Annotated in this window: 23 protein-coding genes; 8 read left to right on the top strand and 15 right to left on the bottom strand. The window is 63.6% G+C overall.

Features of this window, described 5'->3' with window-relative positions:
- Window positions 1-130: 130 nt before the first annotated feature.
- The 4 genes from hemB to AB8717_RS11360 all read left to right on the top strand — a co-directional run bounded on the left by hemB (window position 131) and on the right by AB8717_RS11360 (window position 3,705).
- Window positions 131-1,138 carry a porphobilinogen synthase gene (gene hemB / locus AB8717_RS11375; protein WP_443747452.1) on the top strand — a complete coding sequence of 336 codons (1,008 nt, stop codon included), beginning with the start codon at window positions 131-133 and terminating at the stop codon, window positions 1,136-1,138.
- On the top strand, window positions 1,135-1,665 hold the full coding sequence (locus tag AB8717_RS11370) for a hypothetical protein (RefSeq protein ID WP_443747451.1): 531 nt from the start codon (window positions 1,135-1,137) through the stop codon (window positions 1,663-1,665). The genes hemB and AB8717_RS11370 overlap by 4 nt, the downstream gene beginning before the upstream one ends.
- Before the next feature lie 79 nt (window positions 1,666-1,744).
- Window positions 1,745-2,104: a hypothetical protein gene (locus AB8717_RS11365; protein WP_443747450.1), complete on the top strand. Its 360-nt coding sequence runs from the start codon at window positions 1,745-1,747 to the stop codon at window positions 2,102-2,104.
- Between the two features lie 59 nt (window positions 2,105-2,163).
- Window positions 2,164-3,705 (top strand): hypothetical protein, encoded by a 1,542-nt coding sequence (locus tag AB8717_RS11360; RefSeq protein ID WP_443747449.1) that lies wholly within the window; start codon window positions 2,164-2,166, stop codon window positions 3,703-3,705.
- On the opposite strand, the gene AB8717_RS11355 is transcribed toward AB8717_RS11360, so the two are convergent.
- Window positions 3,702-4,568, bottom strand: a complete 867-nt coding sequence (locus AB8717_RS11355; protein WP_443747448.1) for an NAD(P)-dependent oxidoreductase — start codon at window positions 4,566-4,568, stop codon at window positions 3,702-3,704. The two genes, AB8717_RS11360 and AB8717_RS11355, sit on opposite strands and share 4 nt — an antisense overlap.
- Window positions 4,565-5,050, bottom strand: a complete 486-nt coding sequence (locus tag AB8717_RS11350) for a flavin reductase family protein (RefSeq protein WP_443747447.1) — start codon at window positions 5,048-5,050, stop codon at window positions 4,565-4,567. The genes AB8717_RS11355 and AB8717_RS11350 overlap by 4 nt, the downstream gene beginning before the upstream one ends.
- 134 nt (window positions 5,051-5,184) lie before the next feature.
- Here AB8717_RS11350 and AB8717_RS11345 point away from each other — a divergent pair, with 134 nt between their 5' ends.
- The 3 genes from AB8717_RS11345 to AB8717_RS11335 all read left to right on the top strand — a co-directional run bounded on the left by AB8717_RS11345 (window position 5,185) and on the right by AB8717_RS11335 (window position 9,623).
- Window positions 5,185-6,084 carry a flagellar motor protein MotB gene (locus tag AB8717_RS11345; protein WP_443747446.1) on the top strand — a complete coding sequence of 300 codons (900 nt, stop codon included), beginning with the start codon at window positions 5,185-5,187 and terminating at the stop codon, window positions 6,082-6,084.
- 142 nt (window positions 6,085-6,226) lie between these two features.
- A complete protein-coding gene (locus tag AB8717_RS11340; RefSeq protein ID WP_443747445.1) occupies window positions 6,227-6,958 on the top strand; it encodes an arginyltransferase in 732 nt (243 codons plus the stop codon).
- A 163-nt stretch (window positions 6,959-7,121) separates the two neighbouring features.
- Entirely contained in the window at window positions 7,122-9,623 is a 2,502-nt protein-coding gene (locus AB8717_RS11335) for a TonB-dependent receptor (RefSeq protein WP_443747444.1), read from the top strand.
- A gap of 32 nt (window positions 9,624-9,655) precedes the next feature.
- Here AB8717_RS11335 and AB8717_RS11330 read toward each other — a convergent pair whose 3' ends face one another.
- From AB8717_RS11330 to rpoZ, 13 genes are all read right to left on the bottom strand, one after another.
- A complete protein-coding gene (locus tag AB8717_RS11330) occupies window positions 9,656-10,840 on the bottom strand; it encodes a hypothetical protein (RefSeq protein WP_443747443.1) in 1,185 nt (394 codons plus the stop codon).
- A 46-nt stretch (window positions 10,841-10,886) separates the two neighbouring features.
- Window positions 10,887-13,115 carry a DNA topoisomerase IV subunit A gene (gene parC, locus AB8717_RS11325; RefSeq protein WP_443747442.1) on the bottom strand — a complete coding sequence of 743 codons (2,229 nt, stop codon included), beginning with the start codon at window positions 13,113-13,115 and terminating at the stop codon, window positions 10,887-10,889.
- A 76-nt stretch (window positions 13,116-13,191) separates the two neighbouring features.
- Window positions 13,192-13,650, bottom strand: a complete 459-nt coding sequence (locus AB8717_RS11320; RefSeq protein WP_443747441.1) for a hypothetical protein — start codon at window positions 13,648-13,650, stop codon at window positions 13,192-13,194.
- A gap of 81 nt (window positions 13,651-13,731) precedes the next feature.
- A complete protein-coding gene (gene recO, locus AB8717_RS11315) occupies window positions 13,732-14,460 on the bottom strand; it encodes a DNA repair protein RecO (RefSeq protein ID WP_443747440.1) in 729 nt (242 codons plus the stop codon).
- Between the two features lie 43 nt (window positions 14,461-14,503).
- A complete protein-coding gene (locus AB8717_RS11310; protein ID WP_443747439.1) occupies window positions 14,504-14,881 on the bottom strand; it encodes a GxxExxY protein in 378 nt (125 codons plus the stop codon).
- A 56-nt stretch (window positions 14,882-14,937) separates the two neighbouring features.
- Window positions 14,938-15,900 carry a GTPase Era gene (era, locus tag AB8717_RS11305; RefSeq protein WP_443747438.1) on the bottom strand — a complete coding sequence of 321 codons (963 nt, stop codon included), beginning with the start codon at window positions 15,898-15,900 and terminating at the stop codon, window positions 14,938-14,940.
- A complete protein-coding gene (rnc, locus tag AB8717_RS11300; protein WP_443747437.1) occupies window positions 15,897-16,607 on the bottom strand; it encodes a ribonuclease III in 711 nt (236 codons plus the stop codon). Before rnc ends, era begins: the two co-directional genes overlap by 4 nt.
- 76 nt (window positions 16,608-16,683) lie before the next feature.
- A complete protein-coding gene (gene lepB / locus AB8717_RS11295; RefSeq protein WP_443747436.1) occupies window positions 16,684-17,547 on the bottom strand; it encodes a signal peptidase I in 864 nt (287 codons plus the stop codon).
- 235 nt (window positions 17,548-17,782) lie between these two features.
- A complete protein-coding gene (gene acpS, locus AB8717_RS11290) occupies window positions 17,783-18,172 on the bottom strand; it encodes a holo-ACP synthase (RefSeq protein WP_443747435.1) in 390 nt (129 codons plus the stop codon).
- Complete coding sequence (locus AB8717_RS11285) at window positions 18,169-18,918, bottom strand: pyridoxine 5'-phosphate synthase (protein ID WP_443747434.1); 750 nt, start codon at window positions 18,916-18,918, stop codon at window positions 18,169-18,171. The genes acpS and AB8717_RS11285 overlap by 4 nt, the downstream gene beginning before the upstream one ends.
- Window positions 18,915-19,514 carry an orotate phosphoribosyltransferase gene (pyrE, locus tag AB8717_RS11280; RefSeq protein WP_443747433.1) on the bottom strand — a complete coding sequence of 200 codons (600 nt, stop codon included), beginning with the start codon at window positions 19,512-19,514 and terminating at the stop codon, window positions 18,915-18,917. The genes AB8717_RS11285 and pyrE overlap by 4 nt, the downstream gene beginning before the upstream one ends.
- A 67-nt stretch (window positions 19,515-19,581) precedes the next feature.
- Window positions 19,582-21,867 carry a RelA/SpoT family protein gene (locus AB8717_RS11275; RefSeq protein ID WP_443747432.1) on the bottom strand — a complete coding sequence of 762 codons (2,286 nt, stop codon included), beginning with the start codon at window positions 21,865-21,867 and terminating at the stop codon, window positions 19,582-19,584.
- 121 nt (window positions 21,868-21,988) lie between these two features.
- Window positions 21,989-22,348: a DNA-directed RNA polymerase subunit omega gene (gene rpoZ / locus AB8717_RS11270; protein ID WP_443747431.1), complete on the bottom strand. Its 360-nt coding sequence runs from the start codon at window positions 22,346-22,348 to the stop codon at window positions 21,989-21,991.
- A gap of 217 nt (window positions 22,349-22,565) precedes the next feature.
- On the opposite strand from rpoZ, the gene leuA reads away from it, so the two are divergent.
- Window positions 22,566-24,239 carry a 2-isopropylmalate synthase gene (leuA, locus tag AB8717_RS11265; protein WP_443747430.1) on the top strand — a complete coding sequence of 558 codons (1,674 nt, stop codon included), beginning with the start codon at window positions 22,566-22,568 and terminating at the stop codon, window positions 24,237-24,239.
- Window positions 24,240-24,275 lie beyond the last annotated feature (36 nt).

The raw sequence follows: 24,275 nt of genomic DNA, 5'->3' as shown, positions 1-24,275 counted from the left end.
CGGCGGACGGGGCGTCCACGCGCGTCAAAGGCGTCGAACCGTCGGCGTGACCGCCCCTGCCCTGAGTCTTGCAATTTGACGAGAGTTCGCGCACAGCCCTTTGTCGAATGTTTGACCATGGTGACTGCCGATGTCCTCGCCCCTGCCCGCGCCTTTTCCCCTTGCCCGTCCGCGCCGCTTGCGCCAGTCGCCCTGGGTGCGTGAACTGGTCGCCGAAAACCGTCTGCACGTCTCCGACCTGATCTGGCCGATCTTTATCCACGACCGCGACGTGGCGCGCGAACCGATCGGTTCGCTGGTTGGCGTCGATCGCCTGAGCGTTGCTGAGGCCGTCAAGGAAGCCAAGCTGGCAAAGAATCTTGGAATCAAGGTTCTGGCGCTGTTTCCTCACCTCCGCGAAGACATTCGTAACGCCGATGCCACTGCCGCCATTGACCCCAATGGCCTGATCCCCACGGTCTGCCGCGCCATCAAGGCCGAGGCGCCCGACATCGGCCTGCTGGTTGACGTGGCCCTCGACCCCTATACCGACCACGGGCACGACGGCCTGCTGCGCGAAGGCCGAATCGTCAACGACGCGACCGTCGAGATGCTGGTCGAACAGGCGCGAGTCCAGGTCGAGGCCGGCGCCGATATCGTCGCGCCGTCGGACATGATGGACGGCCGAATCCTGCGCATCCGCCAGGCGCTGGAGGCCAACGGCCACCACGACACCCTGATCATGTCGTACGCCGCCAAGTACGCGTCCGCCTTTTACGGCCCCTATCGCGACGCCATCGGCGTCAAGGCTTTGAAGGGCGACAAGAAGACCTACCAGATGGATTCGTCGAACAGCGACGAGGCCCTGCGCGAAGTCGCCATGGACATCCAGGAAGGCGCCGACATGGTCATGGTCAAGCCCGGCCTGCCCTATCTCGACATCGTGCAGCGCGTGTCCGAGACTTTCCAGGTGCCGACCTTCGTCTACCAGATCAGCGGCGAATACGCGATGATCAAGGCGGCGGCCGAACGCGGCTGGGTCGATCACGACCGCGCCGTCATGGAGACGCTGCTGGCCTTCAAGCGCGCCGGCGCCACCGGCATCCTTACCTATTTCGCGCGCCATGTGGCCGAAACCCTGCTGGAAGGCGGACGATGAACATTACCGAGCAATTGAAGGCCGCCCTGACGCAGGAAACGGTGATTCAACTCCACTTCGGTGACGAAAGCCGCCAGGGGTTTGTCATTGCCGTGGGGCCGGAACTGGTCCTGCTGCAGGCCGTCCACGACTGGCACAATGCCGGCGCGCTGGTCGTGCCGATCGCCGCTGTCGAAAGCTGTGAAGTCCCGGATCTTGCCGACGACCAGATGAAGATTCTTCAGTTCAACAGCGTCAAGCGCACGAAGAGCTATGGCTGGGTGCGTCTCAACAGTTGGGCCGAACTGTTCCGCTCGCTGACGCCGAAGGGCCGGTTCGCCGTGCTGTCCTTCGGCGACGAGGCTGAGGTCGGACAGGTCTACGCGGTCAATAGCGACAGTGTCGATCTGAAAGTCGTCGATCCCGGCGGCAACTGGATCGAGGACGTTGTCGAGTGTGCGTTCGAAGAGATCACCATGGTCGAGTTCGACGACAATTACAGCCGCGTGCTGCAGCGCTATGTGGAGCGCGCTCCGGTTACGAACTGACCGTCCCAGCCGCATTGATATTTTGCGGGTCTTCCACGGATAACGGGATGCTTTTCCGTGTCTGGCACTGGAGGATGATATGATCGTGTTGAAATCTGCCCTTGGCCTTATGGCGGCCGGGCTTTTGACTGTCGGGCCCGCCATGGCGCAACCGGCGTCCCAGCATTTCGCCTGCACCTATTACGACTTCAACCACGAGGTCCAGTACAGCTCGAAGGTCTTCGCCAGCGCTGGCGGAAACAGCGATCCGAACGCCTATCTCGGCGACTTTTCGGCCGCGATCCACGCCCAGTTCCATATTCCGGTCGAGGCCAAGCACGTCGAGTGCCATACGGTCGGCGAATGGCGCGTCGATGCCGAACGCGACCGCCTGGCGCAACTGGCCGGCGCGCACGCCGGCAATGACCGTGTCGTGGCCTGGCCGCGCTCCGCCTCGTAAATCGGCGTGACAATATTACCTCCCTCCAATATCCTCGGGATATTCGAGGGAGGGCATTCATGAAGTTTATCACCATGGCCGCGGTCGCGGCTGTTTTCCTGTCGGCCGCGCCGATGGCGGCATCCGTCCAGGCCGGCGGCAAGCCGGAAATCACCGGCAGCGAGGCCGCCGGCTTCCAGGCCATCCTGACGCAAGGCTTCGACCAGATGAAGGCCGGCAAGTGGCAGGGCGCGAAGGAAAGCTTCGAGGCGGCGATTGACCATCCTGTCTTCGACCGCCTGCCGGAAGGCCTCAAATACCACGTGTACCTTATGACCGCCGTCGCCGAAATGCACAGCGGCGACGCGGACAAGGCCTATCAGCACATGATCGACGCCGGCACGGTGGCGCCGGACGAGCGGGACGAGGATTATTGGCTCACCCTGTGCGACGTGACGATGAAGGCTGACAAACCGGAAGCGCTGGCGGACGCCTTCGTTCGCGTCGTGACGGACTATCCCGGCACGCTCAAGGATATCGACGACTCCTATGTCCGCCAGGTCGTAAAAAAGGTCCGTGACCTCAAGGACGGCCGTGCGCGCCTGCAGGCCCTGCTGGAAACCCTGCGCGACGCTCATTACAAGCCGTCCAACATCTTCTGGAAGGGGGAATGGCTGCAATTCGACCTGATGGAAATCTATGTCGAAAAGGGCGATGAGGCGCAGGCCAGGAAGATGGCGGCGCTTCTGACCGATCCGGCCATGATCGAGAGTGCGCAGGTCGATAAACGCTACAGCCGCTTTGTCGCGTCGGGAGACGCCGTCTACGTCGCGGCCCAGCAAAAGGAGATCGCGCGTCTGAAGGCCCTGGCCGATGCCCATCCGGAGAAGGCGGAGGGCGTGCAGATGCTGGCCTTTGAGCTGATGTCGATGAACCGGCTGCCCGAAGCCTTGCAGTTGCTCGACGCCGCCCTGGCGAAGGTCGACGCGGCGCCGAAGGACAAGCCGGCGTTCGACGATCTCGATGAGCATCTCAACTGGCTCTACGACACCCGCGCCCGCGTGCTGGCGAAGATGGGACGCTTCGATGACTCGCTGGCCGTTCTGAAAACGGCTCAGAAAACGGCCGAAGCGGCCGGCAGGGACGATGTCAGCCAGAAGATCAACATGACCGAAGCGCTGAACAACGCCGGGCGGGGCAAGGAGGCGCTGGAGACCATCAAGGACTTCGATCCCACGCATGCCAGCCCGTACGGCGTCATGGCGGGAATAGGCGTCCGGGCGTGCGCCTACGCCCAGGTCGGCGATGCGGCGCATCTCAAGGACGACATGGACTATCTGAAGGCCCACGCCGACGACGGCCAGGGGCCCCTGGAAAGCGCCATGCAGTGCGCCGGCGATCTCGACGGGCTGGCCAGCCACATGATCGTCCGGCTTGACGATCCGGACCAGCGCAACCAGGCGCTGGTGGACGCCCAGACCTATCTTGTCCCCGAGCATATGACGGACTGGGAAAAGACGATGTCCGATCGTTACGCGGCCATGCTGAAGCGCCCGGACGTCAGGGCGGCGATCGAAAAGTACGGCTTTATCCGCAGCTATCCGGTGTTCACCAGCGACTAAGTCTTGCGGCGGGCCTCGAGGCGGGCGTGCAGGCTGGACGTGTCCCAGCGGCTCCCGCCCATGGCCTGGACCTCGGAATAGAACTGGTCGACCAGGGCGGTCAGGGCCAGGTGCGCGCCGTTGTCGCGGGCTTCGTCGAGCGCGATGCCCAGGTCCTTGCGCATCCAGTCGACGGCGAACCCGAAATCGTACTTGCCTTCGTCCATGGTCGGCCAGCGGTTGTTCATCTGCCACGAACCGGCAGCGCCCCCGGAAATGGCGGCCAGGACCAGGGCCGGATCGAGACCGGCGCATTTGGTGAAATGCAGCGCCTCGGCGACACCCTGGACGACGCCGGCGATGGCGATCTGGTTGGCCATCTTGGCGGTCTGGCCTGCGCCGGCCGGGCCGATATGGGTGATTGATTTTGTGTAGGGCTTGACGATTTCGGCGACCTCGGCGAACCGGTCCTGTTCGCCGCCGACCATGATGGCCAGCTGGCCGTTGACGGCCCCCGCCTGCCCGCCCGATACCGGGGCATCGTAAAAATCGAAGCCCTTGTCGTGGGTTATGGCTGCCAGTTCACGCGTCAGTTTCGCTGAAATCGTCGTGTGGTCGATGATCAGCGCGCCGGGCTTAAGATTCGGCAGCGCGGCCATGACGGCGTCGTGCACGTCGGCGTCGCGCCCGACGCACAGCAGCAGCGCGTCGACGTCCGCCACCGCCTCGGTGATCGACGCAGCGGCCGTCCCGTTGTTGCCAGCGGCCCATTCGACGGCCTTGGCATGCGTGCGGTTGAAACCGGTGACGACGTGGCCGGCGCGGATAAGGTGTCCGGCCATCGGGCCGCCCATGACGCCCAGCCCTGCGAATGCGAGTTTCATGTCTTTTTCCCGATGTGGCCGTAGCGGCCGCGGAAGAAGGTCAGGCCCGTCTTGTCCGTGACGTTTTCGAAGTGGGTGACGCGGCCGACGATGGCAAGATGGTCGCCGAGCGTGCGCGTCTCATAGGTTTCGCACGCCAGGAAGCCCGCCACATCCGCCAGGCGCAACGTATTGCCGGCGGTCAGCAGACCTTCTTCGGGCGTGATATGGGCGTTGTAGCGGGCAAAGCGCTTCGACAGCTCGCGCTGGCGGCCGCTCAGGATGTTGATGCCGAAGGTCTTCGCTTCGGCATAGACGGCGTAGCGATGGGCGCGGTTGTCGACGCACCACTGCACCAGCGGCGGATCGAGCGAGATCGAGCTGAAGGAGTTGGCGGTCATGCCCAGCACGTGGCCGTTGACATGGTCGGGATCGGGCACGGTGATGACGCAGACGCCGGTGGCGAAACTGCCCAGGGTGTGTCTCAGCGCTTTTGAATCCATGTCCCCGATTTCGTCGGTTTTGCCCGGAATTGCAATGGCCTGCACAAAAAAACCGAAGCCGCGCGGGGTTTCAATGCCCTGTTAATGTTAATGGGCGAAAACGGGGAGATTTCCTCGTTTCAGGTTGCAGAAGCATGGCAGGCCGCGACGCCCCCGTCATCATCAAGAAGATCAAGAAGGGCGGCGGCGGCGGTCACCACGGTGGCGCCTGGAAGGTCGCCTATGCCGACTTCGTGACGGCCATGATGGCCTTCTTCCTGCTGATGTGGCTGATCAACACCACCTCCCCCGAACAGAAGCGCGGTGTCGCCGACTATTTCGCGCCGGCCAACGTATCGCAGTCGACCTCGGGCTCAGGCGGGATTCTCGGTGGCAATGCCCTCGGCGAGGACGGCAACAAGAATGAAGGCACCATGTCCTTCATCGAGCAGATGGCGCCCAAGCCCCCCGACACCCAGGACCGCGACGGCAAGTCGACCGACGCAGCGCTGAAGGGGGCTACCGCCACCGACGAGACCGATGCCCAGAAAAAGGAACAGCAGGCCTTCCAGAGCGCGGCGGAAAGCCTGCGCCAGGCTCTGCAGGACATGCCGGAACTGGCCGAGCTGTCCAAGAACATCCTGGTCGACCAGACGCCGGAAGGCTTGCGCATTCAGCTGATCGACCAGGAAGGCCGCTCGATGTTCGACTCGAACTCGGCCCAGCCCAACGACCGCTGCAAGCTGTTGCTGCGGGCTGTCGCCAAGGTCGTCAACCAGTTGCCGAACCGCATCTCGATCACCGGCCACACCTCGGGCGTCGCCGGCCAGTCGGGCCAGAACCCCAAGGACTGGGCCCTGTCGTCCAACCGCGCCGACGCGGCGCGCGCCGTATTGCAATCGTCGGGCGTCGACGAGGACCGCATCGCGCAGGTTTCGGGCAAGGCCGCCAAGGAACCGCTCTATCCGGATGACCCGTCCCTGGCCGGCAACCGCCGTATTGCCATCGTGCTGTTGCGCGAAGCGCCGGTCCTGCCGTCGAATCCAGCGGTTTGACAAACGCGGGCTTTGAAATCCGCGCGTCTGCGTTTATTGTCTGCTTATGCGGATACAGGGCCTGAGACACTTGACGGCCTGGCATTCGCACCGCCAAACTAAGGCTATGCGGCGAGTCCGGATTTTGAGTGAGCTGGCTTGAATGAGTGAGCATTTTCCTGGCAGGAAATTACGCTATTACCTGACCATCCCCGGCCCCTGCCCGTACTTGCCGGGCCAGGAGGAACGGAAGGTCTTCGTGCACCTGCCGCCGCTCGAAGCGATCAGCGTCAACGACCAGCTTTCGGCCATCGGTTTCCGCCGCTCGCAGAACATCGCCTATCGCCCCGCCTGCCAGAATTGCCGTGCCTGCCAGTCGGTGCGCATCCCCGTCAAGCGCTACGTCCTGTCCAAGTCCGACAAGCGCGTCATGAAGGCCAATGGCGACCTGACCAAGGCCTTTGTCGACGCCGAGGCCAGCCGCGAGCAGTTCGAGCTGTTGCAGCGCTACCTCAAGGCGCGCCATCCCGACGGCGGCATGATGGACATGACGTGGCCCGACCTGGTGGCCATGATCGAGGACACCCTGGTACGCACGCACCTGATCGAATACCGCCAGGATGGCAAGCTGGTCGCCTGCGTGCTGGTCGACGCCCTGAATGACGGCCTGTCGCTGGTCTACAGCTTCTACGATCCGGACCTGATGCCGCGCAGCCTCGGCCGCTACATCATTCTCGACCATATCGACCAGGCCCTGCGTGCCGGCTACGACTACGTCTATCTCGGCTATTGGGTGAAGGACAGTCCCAAGATGGACTACAAGGCGCGCTACCAGCCGCTGGAAGGCCTGACCGACTTCGGCTGGCAGGATATCCATCCCAAGCCGACCGCCTGAGTGTCGCCTGTTCCCGAAATCCCACCATACGGGAATTTTCGGGGCTAAGCTGTTGTATTTCAAGTTTGTCTGACAATTTTTTGCCTCGCCTTCGACGGGAGACCGTGGCAGGCGCGTATCATCCCGGACATTCATAATAACGACCCAAGGCAGATCGACCTCCATGTCCCTCCCCTCGCCCCGAGCCGTCCTCAAGGGAAAAGCCCGCCTTGCCGGCGCAAGCCTGATCGCCATGGCCCTGTGCGCCACCACCGGCGCCGCCCGTGCCCAGGACGCCCAGGCTTCGCAAAGCGCCCAGGCTCCGGCAACTCAGGCTCCGGCAACTCAGGCGCCGGCCCAAGCACCAGCCAAGACCACCGGCGGGGCGCAAGGCGAGGCCCAGGCCAATCCCGACGTCGTCACCATTACGGCCGACAAGCCCGAGGTCACGCACAAGGCCGATCGCGACGTCTATGATGTCAAGCAGGACCCGACTTCGTCGACCGGCAGCGCCGCCGACGTGCTGAACAACGTGCCGTCGGTCACCGTCGATCCCGACGGTACGGTCGGACTGCGCGGCAACAGCAACGTCCAGGTCTATGTCAACGGCAAGAAGTCGCCGCAGATGTCGGGCGACAACCGCGGCTTTACGTTGCAAAGCATGAGCGGCGACGATATCGACAGCGTCGAGGTCATCACCAATCCGACGGCGGAATTCGGCGCCGACTCGGCCGGGGGGATCATCAATATCGTGCTGAAACGCGGCCGCGCCATCAAGCCGCAGACCTCGATCAACGCCGTGGTTGGCGATCAGGGCCGTGGCATGGTGTCGTTCAACACCGGCAAGCAGTTCGGCTCCAAGCTGACGCTCAATACGCGCCTGACCGTCAACCATGGCAATGGTGGCGATGGTAGCGGCGGCGGCGGACGTATGGGCCGCGGCGGCGGCTTCGGACCCAAGAGCAAGGGCTATGACGACCGCGTCCGCCTCGATCCGTTAACGGGCGCAGTGCTGCGTGAAGACAAGACGAACTCGGTAAGCAAGAGCGACAATTCGAACTTGTCGGGTAATGTCAACGGCATCTACAACCTGTCGGACAGCGACCAGCTCGAAGGCAATTTCGACTATTCGCGCAACCAGCGCCTGGGCCACAACGCCAGCGAGATCGTCAGTTACGACGGCAGCGGCACGCTGATCGGCGACCGCGCCTCCTTGCGTGACTCGTACAATAACGGCGAGAACCTATCGCTCGCCCTGGGCTTCGACCATCGCGGCCAGATCGGCTCGGCCGAAGACTTCAAGATGCAGGTCACGCATAGCCAGGCCCTGCGCGACACCGGCTCGGACACGCACAATGTCAACCATTATCCGGCGACGGGGGACACCTACAGCGCGCAGGCGGGCAAGTTCAAGGACTTCGTTGACGAATTTTCGGGCGACTGGGTCCATCCCTTCGGCGAAACCGACAAGTCGTCCCATCAGATCAAGATGGGCTGGGACCTGCAAAAGACAGTCAGCGACCAGTATAATTATCGCTCGCTGACCCTGCCCACTCCGGTGCAGTCGCCGGAATCGCCCCGGGCGTCGGCCGTCACCCAGTTCGATGTCGACCAGATCCTGAGCGCCGCCTATTTCATCTACGAGCAGAAGACGGGCAAGATAGGCTTCCAGGTGGGCCTGCGCGTCGAGGACATGCATCAAAAGCTGATGTCGGCCACGCCGCTGACGGGCACGGCCGCGGCAACCGCGACCTACGACAACCTGTTTTACGCACCGAACTTCATCGTCACCTATGACATCACCGAACAGCAGCGCCTGAATTTCAGCTATAGCCGCAAGCTGCAACGTCCCAGCGGCAACCAGCTCAATCCGCTGGTCATCGTCAGCGACGACGGCCTGACTGCGCGCTCGGGTAATGCCAACCTCAAACCCGAGCAAACCGACAAGTACGAGCTGCGCTATAACCGCGACAACCGCGCGGGCATCAATTTCAACGCGTCGGTCTATTACAATGCGACGACCGGATCGATCAACCAGGTCACGACCTTCCTGACCAGTTCGCCGGACGTGCTGTTGACCACTTATCAGAACTCGGGCTCGCGCCAGCAGACCGGGGCCGATTTCGGCATCAACGGCCAGACGCAGGACAAGAAGTTCCGCTATAACCTCAACACGTCGTACAATTACACCGTCTCCAACGGCATCGATCTGGCGACTGGTTTGCCTATTCACACCAAGGGGCCGTATTCGCTGGTCCAGGGACGCCTGACCTACAGGCCGACGACGGTCGACACGATCACGGTGGGCGGGAACTATAGCGGCAAACAGACCCAGTTGCAGAGCTACACCACCGGCGTGGCGCGCCTGAACCTGTCCTATTCACACCAGTTCATCCCGAACAAATTCGTCCTGACCGTCAATGCCAGCAACTTCCTGGTTGGCCCGACCTCAAAGCGCTACACCAACAGCAGCACGGTGCGCGACGTCGGTTATACGTTCAACTCGGGCGCCAGCTTCATGGCCAGCCTGCGCTACACGTTCGGCCAGGTGCGCAACGGCAATAACGGCGACCGCGGCAACTGGCGTGGCGGCCAGGGCGGCGGACGCGGTGGCCAGGGCGGTCCGGGCGGCTACGGCGGACCTGGTGGCGGCGGTGCCGGTGGTCCTCCGGGCGGCAGCTTCTGATCAAAAGGCGGCCTTTGCGGAGGCCGCCTTTTTCATACCTGCGACAGGCGTTTGCGGCACAGGCGCGCCAGGATGAGACTGGCGGCAAGGCAGATGGCGGCCATGGCCAGCAATATGCCAAGCAGCGCCGGCACGCCGAAACGCGTCAGCAGGGCCGCCGCCAGGAACGGCGCGAAGGCCTGGACGACCGAGCCGATGCGGCGGATGCGCCCCATCAACGGCGGATAGCGCTCAGGGCCGAAGACCAGCAGCGGTACCGTCCCCGACGTGATCGAGACGACGCCGAGGCCCGCGCCGTAGAGCATCAGCGCCGGAAGGGCCATGGCCGGCACCAGGCTGATCAGCACGATGCCAGCGGTGACGGCGACGACGCCCGATACCAGCGACAGATAGGCCGGCCAGCGCCGCCCGACCGTCAGTTCAAGCAGGCGTGCGCCGACCTGGCTGGGGCCGACCAGGGCGCTGAGGGATACGGCAGTGGCCAGGGTCAGGCCGCGCCCGGTCAGCAGCGCCTGCATGTGCACGGACATGACGGCGACAATGGCCATTTCCAGTGTCACCACGCCGCCCATCACCGCATAGAGCCAGCCTTCGCCGACAGCGACCTGCGCCCTGGGCAGGGGCGCGCCTCTGACTGGAGCCGCATCAGGCGGAACCGACACGGCAAAAGCGTAGAGCGGCAGGCAGACGGCCAGGTGCAGGGCCGCGAAAACCAGACAGGTGGCGCGCCAGCCGATGACGCCTTCCAGTGCGTGGGACAGCGGCCAGAAGACCGTGCTGGCGAAGCCGCCCCACAGGGCAATCTGGATGATGGCGGCGCGTGCCGTCGCGCCGAACAGACGCCCGGCGGTGCCGAAGGCGACGTCGTAAAGGCCCGTGCCCATGGCTGTGCCGATGACGGCCCAGGCCAGGCAATAGATCGGAAGATTTGGAGAGATTGCAACCAGGCCGAGCCCGGCGGCGAACAGCAGGGCACTGAGGCACAGGACCAACCGCCCCTGCCCGGCCCCGACAAAGCGTCCGGACTGGGCCGAGACCGTGGCCGACACCAGCGTGCCGATGGAATAGCCGCCGACGATCCAGGCCAGGTCCCAGTGCGTATCGCGCGCGATCGGCCGGGCCAGCGAGGTCAGGAGATAGAGCGAGGTGCCGAAGGCGATCAACTGCCCCAGGCCCAGCGCCGAAACGATCCTTAGCCGCCTTGTGTCTATCCCCACCGTCCGCCCCTTTCGCCTGTCTGCGATGGAGCGGCCGGCCCCACCGTTAAACCCTCAGTTTGCGCAGGCCGCGCGGCGCCATCTTGCCGGCGGCGGCGCGCTTGCCCACGAAGTCCTTGAAATCCTTGAAGTCGCGCGCCTTGTTCGAGCCGTCGTACCACTGCGGCACGGTGTTCGAGTCGAACACGGTGATGTCGCGGACGCCGCCGTCCTTATAGGCCTGGAGCTTGACGCCCTTGCCGCGCGCCATTTCCGGCAGTTCGGCCACCGGGAAGATCAGCAGCTTGTTGTTCTCGCCCAGCACCATGACCTGGTCACCCACCACCGGAAGGGCGGCCAGGGCCTCGGTGCCGTCGACATTGAGCGTCTGCTTGCCGGCGCGCTTGTTGGCGATGGCGTCTTCTTCGTTCATGACGAAGCCGTAGCCGTTCTTCGACACCATGACGCGCTTCTGGCCGGTCGTGGCCGCGAAGACCGTGATGATCTTGGCCGTGTCCTCGAAATCGACCATCAGGCGCAGCGGTTCGCCGTGGCCGCGCGCCGACGGCAGTTTGTCACACGCCACCGTCAGGAAACGGCCGTCCGACGTCAGGATGACCAGCTTGTCGGTCGTCATGCACGGCACCAGGTAACCGAGTTCGTCGCCTTCCTTGAACTTCAGTTCGGACGGATCCTCGACGCGGCCCTTGGCGGCGCGGATCCAGCCGCGCTTCGACAGGATGACCGTGACCGGTTCCTTGGGCAGGTAGCTTTCGAGCGCGGCGACTTCCAGGTTGGCGGGCGCCTCGGCAAAGGTCGTCCGGCGCGCCGACATCAGCTTCTTGCGCACCTCGACCAGTTGCTGGTCGATGCGCTTCCACTGCAGCTTTTCGGAGCCCAGGAGCGCGTTCAGGCCGTCGCGTTCCTCGGTCAGCTTCTTGTGCTCTTCGTCGATCGTCATTTCCTCGAGCCGCGCCAGCTGGCGCAGGCGGGTGTCGAGGATGTAGTCGGCCTGGAGCTCGGTCAGCTTGAAGCGTTCCATCAACACGTCGCGCGGCTTTGCCTCCTCGCGGATGATGCGGATGACCTCGTCGAGGTTGAGGAAGGCGATACGCAGGCCGTCCAGCAGGTGCAGGCGCTTTTCGATGCGCTCCAGCCGCCAGTTCGACATGCGGATCAGCACGACGCGGCGGTGATCGAGGAAGGCGATCAGGCAGGCGCGCAGACCCAGCACGCGCGGCGTGCCCGTGGCGTCGAGCACGTTCATGTTGATCGGGAAGCGCGTTTCGAGATCCGAGATCTTGAACAGGCTTTCCATCAGGACTTCGGGTTCGATATTGCGCGTCTTCGGCTCGAGGACCAGGCGGATTTCCTCGTCCGACTCGTCGCGCACGTCGCCCAGCAACGGCGCCTTCTTGGCCTCGATCAGGTCGGCCAGCTGTTCGATCAGGCGTGACTTCTGGACCTGGTACGGGATTTCGCGCACGACGATGCGCCACTGCCCGCGGCCGAGGTCCTCGACCTCGTAGCGCGCACGCACGCGCACGCCGCCGCGGCCGGTCTCATAGGCGTCCTGGATGGAGGCGCGGGTCTCGACGCAGATGCCGCCGGTCGGAAAGTCCGGACCCGGGATGAATTCCATCAGTTCGGCGGTCGTCGTTTCGGGTTTGGTCAGCAGCTTGCGGCAGGCGTCGATCAGTTCGGCGGCATTGTGCGGCGGGATCGAGGTCGCCATGCCGACGGCGATGCCGACGGCGCCGTTGGCCAGCAGGTTCGGGAAGGCCGCCGGCAGAATGACGGGTTCCTCGTCCTGGTCGTCATAGGTCGGCCGGAAATCGACGGCGTCTTCGTTGATGCCGTCCAGCAAAAGCGTCGCGGCGATCGTCAGCTTGCATTCGGTGTACCGCATGGCGGCGGCGTTATCGCCGTCGATATTGCCGAAATTACCCTGGCCTTCGACCAGCGGATAACGCTGCGCGAAGTCCTGCGCCATGCGCACCAGGGCGTCGTAGATGGCGGCGTCGCCGTGCGGGTGGAAATTACCCATGACCTCGCCGACCACCTTGGCGCACTTGCGCGCCGCCGCTTCGGGCGTCAGGCGCATATTGCTCATGGCGTACATGACGCGGCGGTGCACGGGCTTCAGGCCGTCGCGCACATCGGGCAGCGCGCGGTGCATGATGGTCGACAGGGCGTAGGCAAGGTAGCGGCGCGACAGCGCGTCGCTCATCGGTTCGTCGATCAGGCGTCCGCCGGAATCGTCGGCACCGCCGGGGGGAATCAAGACATCACTCATACGCCCTCTGTAGAATGAGAACGTAAGGAAAACAAGCGCCGCGGGGGCCAGGTTTCAGTGGAAATTTTGGAGCGCGCTAGAACAGCGCGTCGACCTGATCCTGCAGGTCGTTGCTTTCGATGCGGCCGTGGATGTGCGAGTCCATCTCGATGACCAGGCCCTTCATCTCTTCCAGGCGGTTGCGCAGGTCGGCCAGGGCTTCGGGGTCTTCGAGATTCGAGCTGAGAAGAATATTGATCGACGAGTCGAAGGCCGCGAGCGCGGTTTCGCAGGTTTCGTCGAAGGCGCAGCGCGTATCGGCCGGGGCGTGATGGTAGGCGGAAATGACGATGTCGCGCATTTCGAAGCCCGACTTGTCGAAGTGCTCGACATAGTCGCGCGGCTTCCAGTCGGCCAGTTCCTCGGCCATGTCCGGCATGTCGAGGCCCATTTCGAACAGCATGATCGCTTCGTTGAACAGGTTCAGGTAGTCGGTCGCCAGACCCGTCACGGGATTGACGTTGGCCGCCAGTAATTCCTGTTCGCTGTACACCATTGGACTCGCTTCCTCCCCTCAGAGTAAGGCCAAATGCTTAAATGATAAATAACTCGATTCTCGCATCGCGGTAACGTTCCACTATGCGGGACGGTCGGCGAGCGCCTCGGACAACCGCTGGCGAATCTCGGGCAGTGGCCGGTTATGCGGATGAAAGACATGTCTTTCAAGAAAAAAGCCCGTCAGTTTCAGGCCGTCTTCGATATCGCCGGCACTTAAGCCCCCCTGAGACGACAAAAGGAACTGCGGCAGGCGCAGTAACTTGTCGTGGTACGGCTCGCCGCTTGCGCGGCTGACGGCACGGGCCGACTTCGGGCTGACATAGACCAGGTCGTCGTGGCTGCCCGTCACCGCGCAGCTGCTGAGGTCGAGGCCGTAGCCTACCGCTTCGAGCAGGCCGGTTTCGTAGCGCACATAGATGGCCGGCCAGATGTCCGGAATGGCGAAGGCCCGCAGCAGGGCATTGAGCGCATGGAAGGCGCCGTCGTGGCGCTCGCGCTCGGGCAGGACTTCGCGCGTCATGGCGGCGGCGCATTGCAGGCCGAGCAGGCCTGTGGGATCGTCGAGCAGGTCGGGCCCCTGCCCGCTCGCTTCCAGTCTAGCCGAACCGAGTTGGTCGGTATTGCGCGCGCGGTAGGTAAAGACAACGGGCGAGCCGGGCTGCAGCATGGCCTTCAGGCGCCTGGACGCCCCACCCGCGATATGGGCGGCATAGACGCCGTGCTGTTCGGTCAGGACATGGACGATCGCGCCGGTCTCGCCGTGTAATCGCGCGCCAAGAACGATCGCTTCGTCTTCGAACTCTGACATTTAAAGGCTATCCACAGATTACACAGATTTCACAGATTATGCGTTACAGGGCCAGGCGTTTGCATTGCAGGCTCGGTGCGCCGAAGTTGATCAGCAGCGCTTTCTTGAGGCCCTGAGCGGCTTTCAGATAGTTGATTGTCTGGGCCTCTTCGCGGCCTGTTAGGGCCGCAATGGCTTTCAATTCAATCAAAATGGTATCGAAGCAGATGAAGTCTACGCGATAGCCACAGGCAAGCTGATTGCCTTTGTAGAAGACAGGCAAGGCCGCTTCGCGGCGGTGTCGGATGTTGCGTGCCTCAAGCTCGATTGCCAGGGCTTCGTGATATACAGGTTCGAGAAAGCCGCAGCCCAGTTCCTTATGTACTTCGATCGCCGCACCAATGACGGCGTAGGTCTCCGGATCGCGCGTGTCTGAGCTCATAATCTGTGAAATCTGTGTAATCTGTGGATCCCCTCTTACATCAGATTCCACGAAACTCAGCTGTCGTATTCCAGACCGAACTGCGTATAGAGCGAGCGGTCGTCGCTCCATTTTTCCGAGACCTGGACGTGCAGGAACAGGTGGACGGGACGGTCGAGCAGCTTGGCCAGGTCCTCGCGCGACTTCTGGCCGATCCACTTCAGCGTCTGGCCGCTCTTGCCCAGCACGATGGCGCGCTGACCGTCGCGTTCGACGAAGATCGTCTGTTCGATGCGCGCCGAGCCGTCCGGCAGGTCCTTGAACTCGGTCGTCACGACGGCGGCCGCGTACGGCAGTTCCTCATGCACGCGCAGGAACAGCTTTTCGCGGGTGATTTCGGCGGCCAGGATGCGCACCGGCGCGTCGGCCGCCTGGTCTTCCGGATAGAGCCACGGACCTTCCGGCATGCGCTTGCCCAGAAGGGTCTTGAGATCGGCGACACCAGAGCCTTTTTCGGCCGAGATCATCAACACGTCTTCGAACACGCCGGTCTTGAACAGTTCGTCGGTGACCGCCAGCAGGTTATCGCGCTTCATCAGGTCGATCTTGTTGAGCGCGAGAATGGCCTTGGTGTCGTTGGCCTTGAGGCCTTCGATAATCATCTCGACGTCTTCGACCGCCTTGTGGTCGGCGGCCGTGGCCTTCACGTCCGTGCCCGGATGGCGCACCGCCAGCTGGGCGGCTGCGTCGATCAGCAGCACGATGCAGTCGGCATCGTGGGCGCCGCCCCAGGCAGAGGCGACCATGGCGCGGTCGAGGCGCCGGCGCGGCTTGAATATGCCCGGCGTGTCGACCAGCACCATCTGGCAGTCGCCGTCCATGGCGATGCCGCGCACCGGAAAGCGCGTCGTCTGCACCTTCTGCGTGACGATCGACACCTTGGTGCCGACCAGGCGGTTGACCAGGGTCGATTTGCCGGCGTTCGGCGCGCCGATGATGGCGACGAAGCCGCAACGGGTGTGGGGTACGCTGTCTGTCACTTGAGGTTTTCCCGTTCGATGAGGCGGAGCGCGGCGGCCTTTTCGGCTTCCTGGCGCGAGCGGCCCGTGGCCGTCTCGGGCGCAAGCTGGCCTACGCGCGCTTCGATGGTGAATATCGGGGCGTGATCGGGCCCCTGGCGATTGATAATGGTATAGCAGGGCGCGCTCTTGCCGTTGGCCGCTGCCCATTCCTGCAGGAAGGACTTGGGGTTGGTGTGCAGGGCGTCGCCGGAATTTTTCATGGCATCCTGCCACAGGGGCTGGAAGCAGGCCAGCACCGTCGCATAGCCGCCGTCCTTGTAGACTGCGGCCATCAGGGCCTCCATGGCGTCGCCGAGGATGGTCGGGTTGTTACGGCCGCCGCTCTTGGTTTCGCCGGCGGCCAGCCTGAGCGCGGGCCCCAGGCCGATATCGGTGGCTATCTTGGCGCAGGCGTCGCGGCTGACCATGCCGTGGAAACGGCGCGACAGCTCGCCCTCCTCCGCGTCGGGAAACGCCTCCATCAGCGCTTCGGCCACCATCAGGCCCAGCACGCGGTCGCCCAGGAATTCAAGGCGTTCGTTGTCGGCCATGCGGCGCGCACCTTCGGCGACACTGGCGTGGGTCAGGGCCAGTTCGAGCAGCGCAGGGTCCTTGAAGCGGTAGCCGAGGCGCGTTTCGAGCGCTTCGATCGCCTTTTGCCGGGGATTCGTGACACGGATCGTCATGGCGTGCGTTTACAGCACGTACCCCGTAACGAAAAGGGCAATTGTGTTGCGACCGTCCGTTCGCGGATGGAGGTGCCTATTGGACGCCCTTGAAGAAGCGGTCCCACTTGAAGTTCAGCCAGGTCCAGGGCTTCCAGATCGAGGAGCCTTCCTTCCACGACATCAGGATGAAGACGGCGCGGCCTTCCAGGTTTTCTTCCGGCACGAAGCCGACGCCCGGATCGCGGGGATCATCCGGCGAGAAGCGGCTGTCGAGCGAATTGTCGCGGTTGTCGCCCATGACGAAATAGTTGCCCATGGGAACGGTGAATTCCTGGGTGTCGTCGGCCTGGCCGTCCTGGACCATGTCCTGCATCAGGTGGGCGCGGCCGTCCGGCAGGAACTCGCGTTGCAGGGTCGCCTGGCCGCCCGGGCCGTCCTCGGCCGCGACGTTGCCCATGACGGTGAACGGCACGGCCTGGTCGTTGACATAAAGCTGGTCGTGGCGGACCTGGATGCGGTCGCCCGGCAGGCCGATGACGCGCTTGATATAGTCGACCTTCGGGTTCGACGGCAGCTTGAAGACGACGACGTCGCCGCGCGTGGCCTGATGGTTGAACAGGCGGCCCTTGATGATCGGCATGGCGATCGGCAGCGAGTACTTGGAGATGCCGTAGTTCCACTTCGACACGATGATGTAGTCGCCCTGGTAGAAGTTGGGCTCCATCGAGGCCGACGGGATCGTGAAGGGCTGGAACAGGACTGTGCGCAGGATCAGGACCAGAGCCAGGGCGATGGCGACGACGCCGATGATTTCCTTGGCTTCGTTGACGGCGGCCTGGCGGGCGTCGACCGGCGTTTCAACCGTCTCTTCGCTGGCGACGGTATCGACCGAAGGCGCGGCTTCCGCGCGGGCGGCGGACGCGATGGCGTCGTTCGTTTCGTTGCTCGGTATCGTCATATTAAGTTCAAGCCCCGTTTTGACTGTTATAACGCGTGCCTGTGGGGCACCCCCTTTAAGGCTCCATTCAGCACGTAAAGCCACATTATGGCAAGGGCAAGTCGGATTTTTGACACTTGCCGCCTTGGTGGATTGCTTTTTGTTTAGCTTTTCTAACGGCGGTCCTCGCCGTCGGAAGGGGCGACAGCCCGCCCGAACTGTTGCGAGGAGCCACGCGGCGCCTGAGCTCTAAAGACTACAGCGCTTCGATTACCGCGTAAGCTGTTGCATAAGGATCTTCGTCGCTCATCGACAAATGGATGAAGCCGGTCATGCCGTCGGGGACGACGCGCCTCAGCGTCTCGGCGGCGGCGCCGTGGAGGATGATGTGCGGCTTGCCCAAAAGCCCCGACACCACTTCGATATCGATGAATTGAAAGCCCCTCACCCCCGTACCCATTGCCTTGGCGACGGCCTCCTTGGCGGCGAAGCGCTTGGCGAGGCTCAGGTGCGGCACGGCGGCGCCCAACGCATGGGCCTGCTCGTCGGTCGTATAGATGCGATCGAGGAAACGGGCGCCGAAGCGGTCGTGCGAGGCCTTGATGCGCCGCGCGTCGCACAGATCGGTGCCGATGCCGATGATCATTTGCGGGCTTCGTCCATCAGCGCGCGCATGCGATGAATGGCGGTGTCGAGACCGGCGAAGATGGCTTCGCCGATCAGGAAGTGACCGATATTCAGTTCCTTGATCTGCGGCAGCTTCGCGATGAAGGGCACGGTGTCGTAGTCGATGCCGTGACCGGCATGGACCTCGATGCCGAGCTCGTCGGCCAGTTCGGCGGCGACGCGCAACTTGTGCAGTTCGGCATCGAACAGCCCGCGGTCCTGCTCGCGCCAGGCGTCGCACAGGGCGCCGGTGTGGAATTCGACGACGGGCGCCTTCATCCTGGCGGCGGCCTCGATCTGCTTAGGATCGGTGGCGATGAACAAGGAGGCGCGGATGCCGGCGCGCGTCAGCAGACGCACCGCTTCACCCACCGTGTCGGCCTGGCCGGCGACCTCAAGCCCGCCTTCGGTCGTACGCTCCTGGCGGCGTTCCGGCACCAGGCAGGCGGCGTGGGGCTTGAGCTTGAGCGCGATGGCGACCATCTCGGCCGTCACCGCCATTTCGAAATTGAGCGGCTTGTCGCCTGCGTCGCATACCGCCTTCAGCGCCGTGATGTCCTTGTCGATGATATGCCGGCGGTCTTCGCGCAGATGCGCCGTGATGCCGTCGACGCCAGCCGCCAGGGCCATGCTGGCCGCGCGCACCGGATCGGGAGCCGCGCCGCCGCGCGCATTGCGCACGGTGGCGACGTGATCGATATTGAGACCGAGGCGGATGCGCGTCATGACTTGCCTTGACTTTGGGCCAGTCTGCGGCTGCCGGGATCCTCGACCGGGATGGCCGCCAGTTCCGGCGGCAGGTTGTCGGCGGGATAGGCGGGGACTTCGAGGCTGGCGAGCGCGATCAGTTGCACGCCGACATCGGCCTTGCCGCCCGAACGGTCGACGATGCAGGCCGCAGCCACGACGTCGCCGCCGGCCTGGCGGATCGATTCGATGCATTCGCGCGACGACAGGCCCGTGGTGACGATGTCCTCGACCATGACGACGCGCTGACCGGGCTCGACATGGAAGCCGCGGCGCAGCTTGAACTGGCCGCCTTCGCGCTCGACATACATCGACGGCACCTTCAGGTGGCGCGCGGTTTCATAGCCGGGGATGATGCCGCCGACGGCCGGCGAAATTACTACATCGACCTGTCCGACCGCCGCCGTGATCTTTTCGGCCAGCGCCTTGCACAGGCGCTCGCAGCGCTCGGCATTCATGAACACCAGGTTCTTTTGCAGGAACATGGGCGAATGCAGGCCGCTGGAAAGCACGAAATGGCCCGTGCGCAGCGCGTTGGCGGCACGGAATTCGTCGATGACGTCGTCATTGGTCATGGGGTGAGTCCTTTGTCTGCCGGTCTGTCTAAAACAAGCCGGCAGGCAGGGAAACCGGAAATTTGGCTCAGCCGCGAACCCGCTCGACGCTTTCGATGAGCGGCGACGTCCGCAGGCCCGCCGAGATATTGTTGATGTGGCGGGCGTCCATGACCTCGATATCGAAGTCGATCTCGAGATAGTCGAGTTGCTTGGGCGCGATATGGATGTCGATTATATTGCCGCGCGCTTCGCCGATCAGGGTACAGGCCTGGCCAAGCACGCCCGGCTTGTTGACCATGGTCACCCGGATGCGCGCCACGCTGAGCGTGTTCTTCTCGGCGTTGAGCGTCCATTGCAGGTCGATCCAGCGGTCCTTTTCCTCGTCGAGCGCCTCCAGCGTCTCGCACTCGATCGAATGGACGTGGACGCCGTCGCCTTCGACGATGCCGACGATGCGGTCGCCCGGCACCGGCCAGCAGCAGCGCGAGAAGATCAGGCGGTGGTCGGCGTGCAGGGCCGAGCCGCGCACGAAGGCCTGGCCGCCCTCGCCGTCGCGGATGCGCGTCAGCGTCGTCGTATCCAGACGCATCGGCATCTTGAGACCGGGGAAGATGGCCTCAAGGACTTTCGCGGGCAGGATCTTGTTGCGGCCGACCAGTTCGAACAACTCGTCGTCGCTGTGGACGTGGAAGCGGTCGAGCGCCGGGCGCCAGCTGATGTCGGTAAGCTTCTTTTCGACCTGGGCGGCGGCGCGGTCGAGCGCCGTGCGGCCGACGGTGATAAAGTCCTCGCGCTCGCGCTGGCGGATATGGCGGCGGATGGCCGACCGCGCCTTGCCGGTCACGGTCAGCGAAAACCAGTCCTGGTTCACCCTCGATTCGAGCCCGGTCAGGATTTCGACCTGGTCGCCGTTCTGCAGCACGGTGCGCAGCGGGCGGTGTTCGCCGTTGATCAGGCAGCCGATGGCGTTTTCGCCGACGACCGTGTGGACGGCGAAGGCGAAGTCGAGCGGCATGGCGCCGCGCGGCAGCGAGATCAGGCGGCCCTTGGGCGAGAAGACGAAGACCTGGTCGAGGTACATCTCCATCTTGGCGTGTTCGACCCAGTCTTCCGAGTCGCCGCCGCTTTCGGCAATCGAGATGATGTTGCGCAGCGAATTGAGCGGGTTGCGGCCGCCGTCCGCCATCGCCGCTTCTTCGTCGAAGCCGTAGGCCTGATTTTTATAGCCCCAGTGCGCGGCGACGCCTTCTTCGGCGACGCGGTCCATCTCCTCGGTGCGGATCTGCATCTCGATGCGCGTGCCCTTGTGGCCGACCACGGTCGTGTGCAGGGACTTGTAATTGTTGCTCTTGGGCGTCGAGATGAAGTCCTTGAAGCGCTCTTGTACGCACGGCCAGGCGCGGTGGCTGATGCCCAGTGCGCGGTAGCATTCCTCGACCGAGTTCACGACGACGCGGAAGGCGTAGATGTCGGACAGCTGGTTGAAGCCGACCGACTTGCGTTGCAGCTTCTTCCAGATCGAATAGGGCGACTTTTCACGGCCGGACACCCGGGCGAAGATGCCGCCCTTTTCCAGCTTGCCGGCGATGTCGCGCGCGATGTCGCGGATGGCGTCGCCCTTTTCCTCGCGCAGTTCCTTGAGGCGCAGGATGATCGCCTGGTGGGCCAACGGATTGATGTGCGAAAACGCTAGGTCCTCGAGCTCGGTGGCGAAGCGGTTGCAGCCGATCGAACGCGCCAGCGGGGCATAGACTTCCAGCGTTTCTCTGGAGATGCGCTCACGCTTTTCCGGCGCCACGTATTGCAGGGTGCGCATATTGTGCAGGCGGTCGGCCAGCTTGACCAGCAGGACGCGGATATCCTTGGACACCGCCAGGATGAACTTGCGCAGGTTCTCAGACTGCTTGGTGTATTCCGATTGCAGCTCAAGCCGTGTCAGCTTGGTGACGCCCTCGACCAGGCCCGCGATGTCGTCGCCGAACAGGTGGGCGATCTCCTCGCGCGTCGCCGGTGTGTCCTCGATCGTATCGTGCAGCAGGGCCGTGGCGATGGCCGCGGCATCGAGCTTGTAGTCGGTAAGGATGCCGGCCACCTCGATCGGGTGGGCGAAATACGGATCTCCGGATGCACGAAGCTGGGCGCCGTGCATGCGCATGGCGTAGACATAGGCGCGGTTGAGAAGGGCTTCGTCGACGGTCGGATCGTAGGCGGCGACGCGCTCGATCAGTTCGACCTGGCGGAGGAATTTCGGCCGGTTCGAGGCCATGACCTTGGCGGTCTGGGCGGTTTCGGGCGCAGCGGCAGGTATGACCGGGGGCGTTTCATTCTGAACCTCGGTTCTGACCTTGACGTGCTCGCCTTCTGACGACATCCAATCCTCTTTCACCTACTGAATGAAAAGTGTCTCATGCCTTGTCCGCCAAGGCAAAAAGAAAAAGACCCGGACAGCGCTGTCCGGGTCTTTTTTATACGGGTGGCCGGAGCCGGTCGTCTTAGTAGCGTTCTTCCTGGCCGCCGTCGCGGTCGGATTGCAGGGCGCGGATGAGGTCGCCTTCCGACATCTGCTGGTGCTGGGGATCGGCCAGCAGGGCCAGGGTTTCGGCTTCTTCCTCGGCTTCGGTGTGTTCATCGACGCGTTGCAGCGAGGCGATCAGGTTCTCGGTCAGCGAGTTCGGCTGCACCGCGCCGTCGGCGATTTCGCGCAGGGCCACGACCGGGTTCTTGTCGTTGTCGCGGTCGACCAGGATCTGCGAGCCCGAGCTGATGGCGCGGGCACGATGAGCCGCCAGCAGCACCAGGTTGAAACGGTTGTCGATCTTCTCGACGCAATCCTCGACGGTGACGCGAGCCATAGGCACCTCTTCGCTTGAACGTAAAATACGCCGCAACCGCGCGATTCGTAATCCGCAGTTCCGGCGCAAAGCAATATGTTGGCGCCTATCTAGACCTTCGGCTCGCCAAATACAAGATAAAAGCAGCCCTGCCCGCCCCTTGGGCGTTCACGTATCGCCGTCTCCCCGTCCCAACCGATTGACTTGCGGGCAAGGTGCCCCTAATGCCATCGCCATCATGCCTATGCTGCCCAACCCCGAAACCAAATACGTGCCGTTTTCGCTCGGCGTCGACATGTCCGACCGGACGTGGCCGTCGAAAGTCGTGACCAAGGCCCCCAGGTGGCTGTCGACCGATCTGCGCGACGGCAACCAGGCGCTTGCCGACCCCATGGACGTCGAGAAGAAGATGATCTTCTTCAACCTGCTCCTTAAGGTCGGCCTGAAAGAGATCGAGGTGGGCTTCCCGTCGGCGTCGCAGACCGAATTCGACTTCGTGCGCAAGCTGATCGAGGAAAACCTGATTCCCGACGACGTCACCATCCAGGTGCTGACACAGTCGCGCGAAGACCTGATCAAGCGCTCGTTCGAATCTCTGCGCGGGGCCAAGCGCGCCATCGTGCACCTTTATAATGCCACCTCGCCGCTGTTCCGCCGCGTCGTGTTCGGCATGGAAAAGGCCGATGTGCTGGCCCTGGCCGTCAAGGGCGCGACCCTGCTGCGCGACGAAGCGCTGAAGCAGCCCGACACGCACTGGGGTTTCGAATACAGTCCCGAGACCTTCACCGCGACCGAGCCGGAATTCGCGCTGGAAGTCTGCGAGGCCGTGATCAACGTCATCCAGCCCACGCCGGAAAACCCGCTGATCCTGAACCTGCCGGCGACGGTCGAAGTGGCCGGCCCGCACACTTATGCCGACCAGATCGAATGGTTCGGCCGCCACGTGTCGCGCCGTGACAGCGTCTGCATCTCGCTCCATCCGCATAACGATCGCGGCTCTGGCATCGCCGCCGCCGAGCTGGGCCTGCTGGCCGGCGCCGACCGCATCGAAGGCTGCCTGTTCGGCAATGGCGAGCGCACGGGCAATGTCGACCTGGTGACCCTGGGTCTCAACCTCTACACCCAGGGCGTGTCGCCGAAGCTCGACTTCTCGAACATGAAAGAAGTCGTCAGCACGGTCGAGCACTGCAACAATATCCCCGTCCATCCGCGCCATCCCTATGCCGGCGAACTGGTCTTCACGGCGTTTTCGGGCTCGCACCAGGACGCCATCAAGAAGGGCTTCGCGGCGCACGAAAAGCGCAACGACGGCATCTGGGAAATGCCCTACCTGCCGATCGACCCGGCCGATGTCGGCGAAAGCTATGAGGCGGTGATCCGCGTCAATTCGCAGTCGGGCAAGGGCGGCATCGCCTGGATCCTGGAGCAGACGCAGGGGCTTAAGCTGCCGCGCCAGCTGCAGATCGATTTTTCGCGCCGCGTGCAGGAAATCACCGACGCCAGCGCGCGTGAGTTGTCGTCCGACGAAATCTGGAAGACCTTCCAGGACGCCTATCACCTGGGCGGCGGCCGCTACGGCCTGGTCGCCTACGAACAGGCCGCCGCCGTCCATTCCGGCACGCAGCGCACCTTTGCCGGACGGATCGTCAAGGACGGCGTCGAAGCCTCGGTCATCGGCCACGGCAACGGCCTGATATCGAGCGCCATCGAAGCGCTCAACGATCAGTACGGCCTGGCGCTGGAAGTCCTCGATTACGGCCAGCACGCCCTGACCAAGGGCGCGCTCAGCCAGGCGGTCGCCTATATCGAATGCCGTACGGCTGAAGGCCGTAATGTCTTCGGCATCGGCATCGACGACGATATCGCCACGGCCAGCGTCAAGGCGGTCCTGTCCGCCGCCAACGCGTTGTAAGCTTGCCCAACCCTTCCGCCTGACGTAAAAGGTTAA

The sequence above is a fragment of the Asticcacaulis solisilvae genome (genome assembly GCF_052327315.1).
In the GTDB taxonomy this organism is placed as follows: Bacteria; Pseudomonadota; Alphaproteobacteria; order Caulobacterales; family Caulobacteraceae; genus Asticcacaulis; species Asticcacaulis solisilvae_B.
Note: the sequence above shows the minus strand (reverse complement) of the source record. Positions and strands in the feature narration are given on the sequence as shown.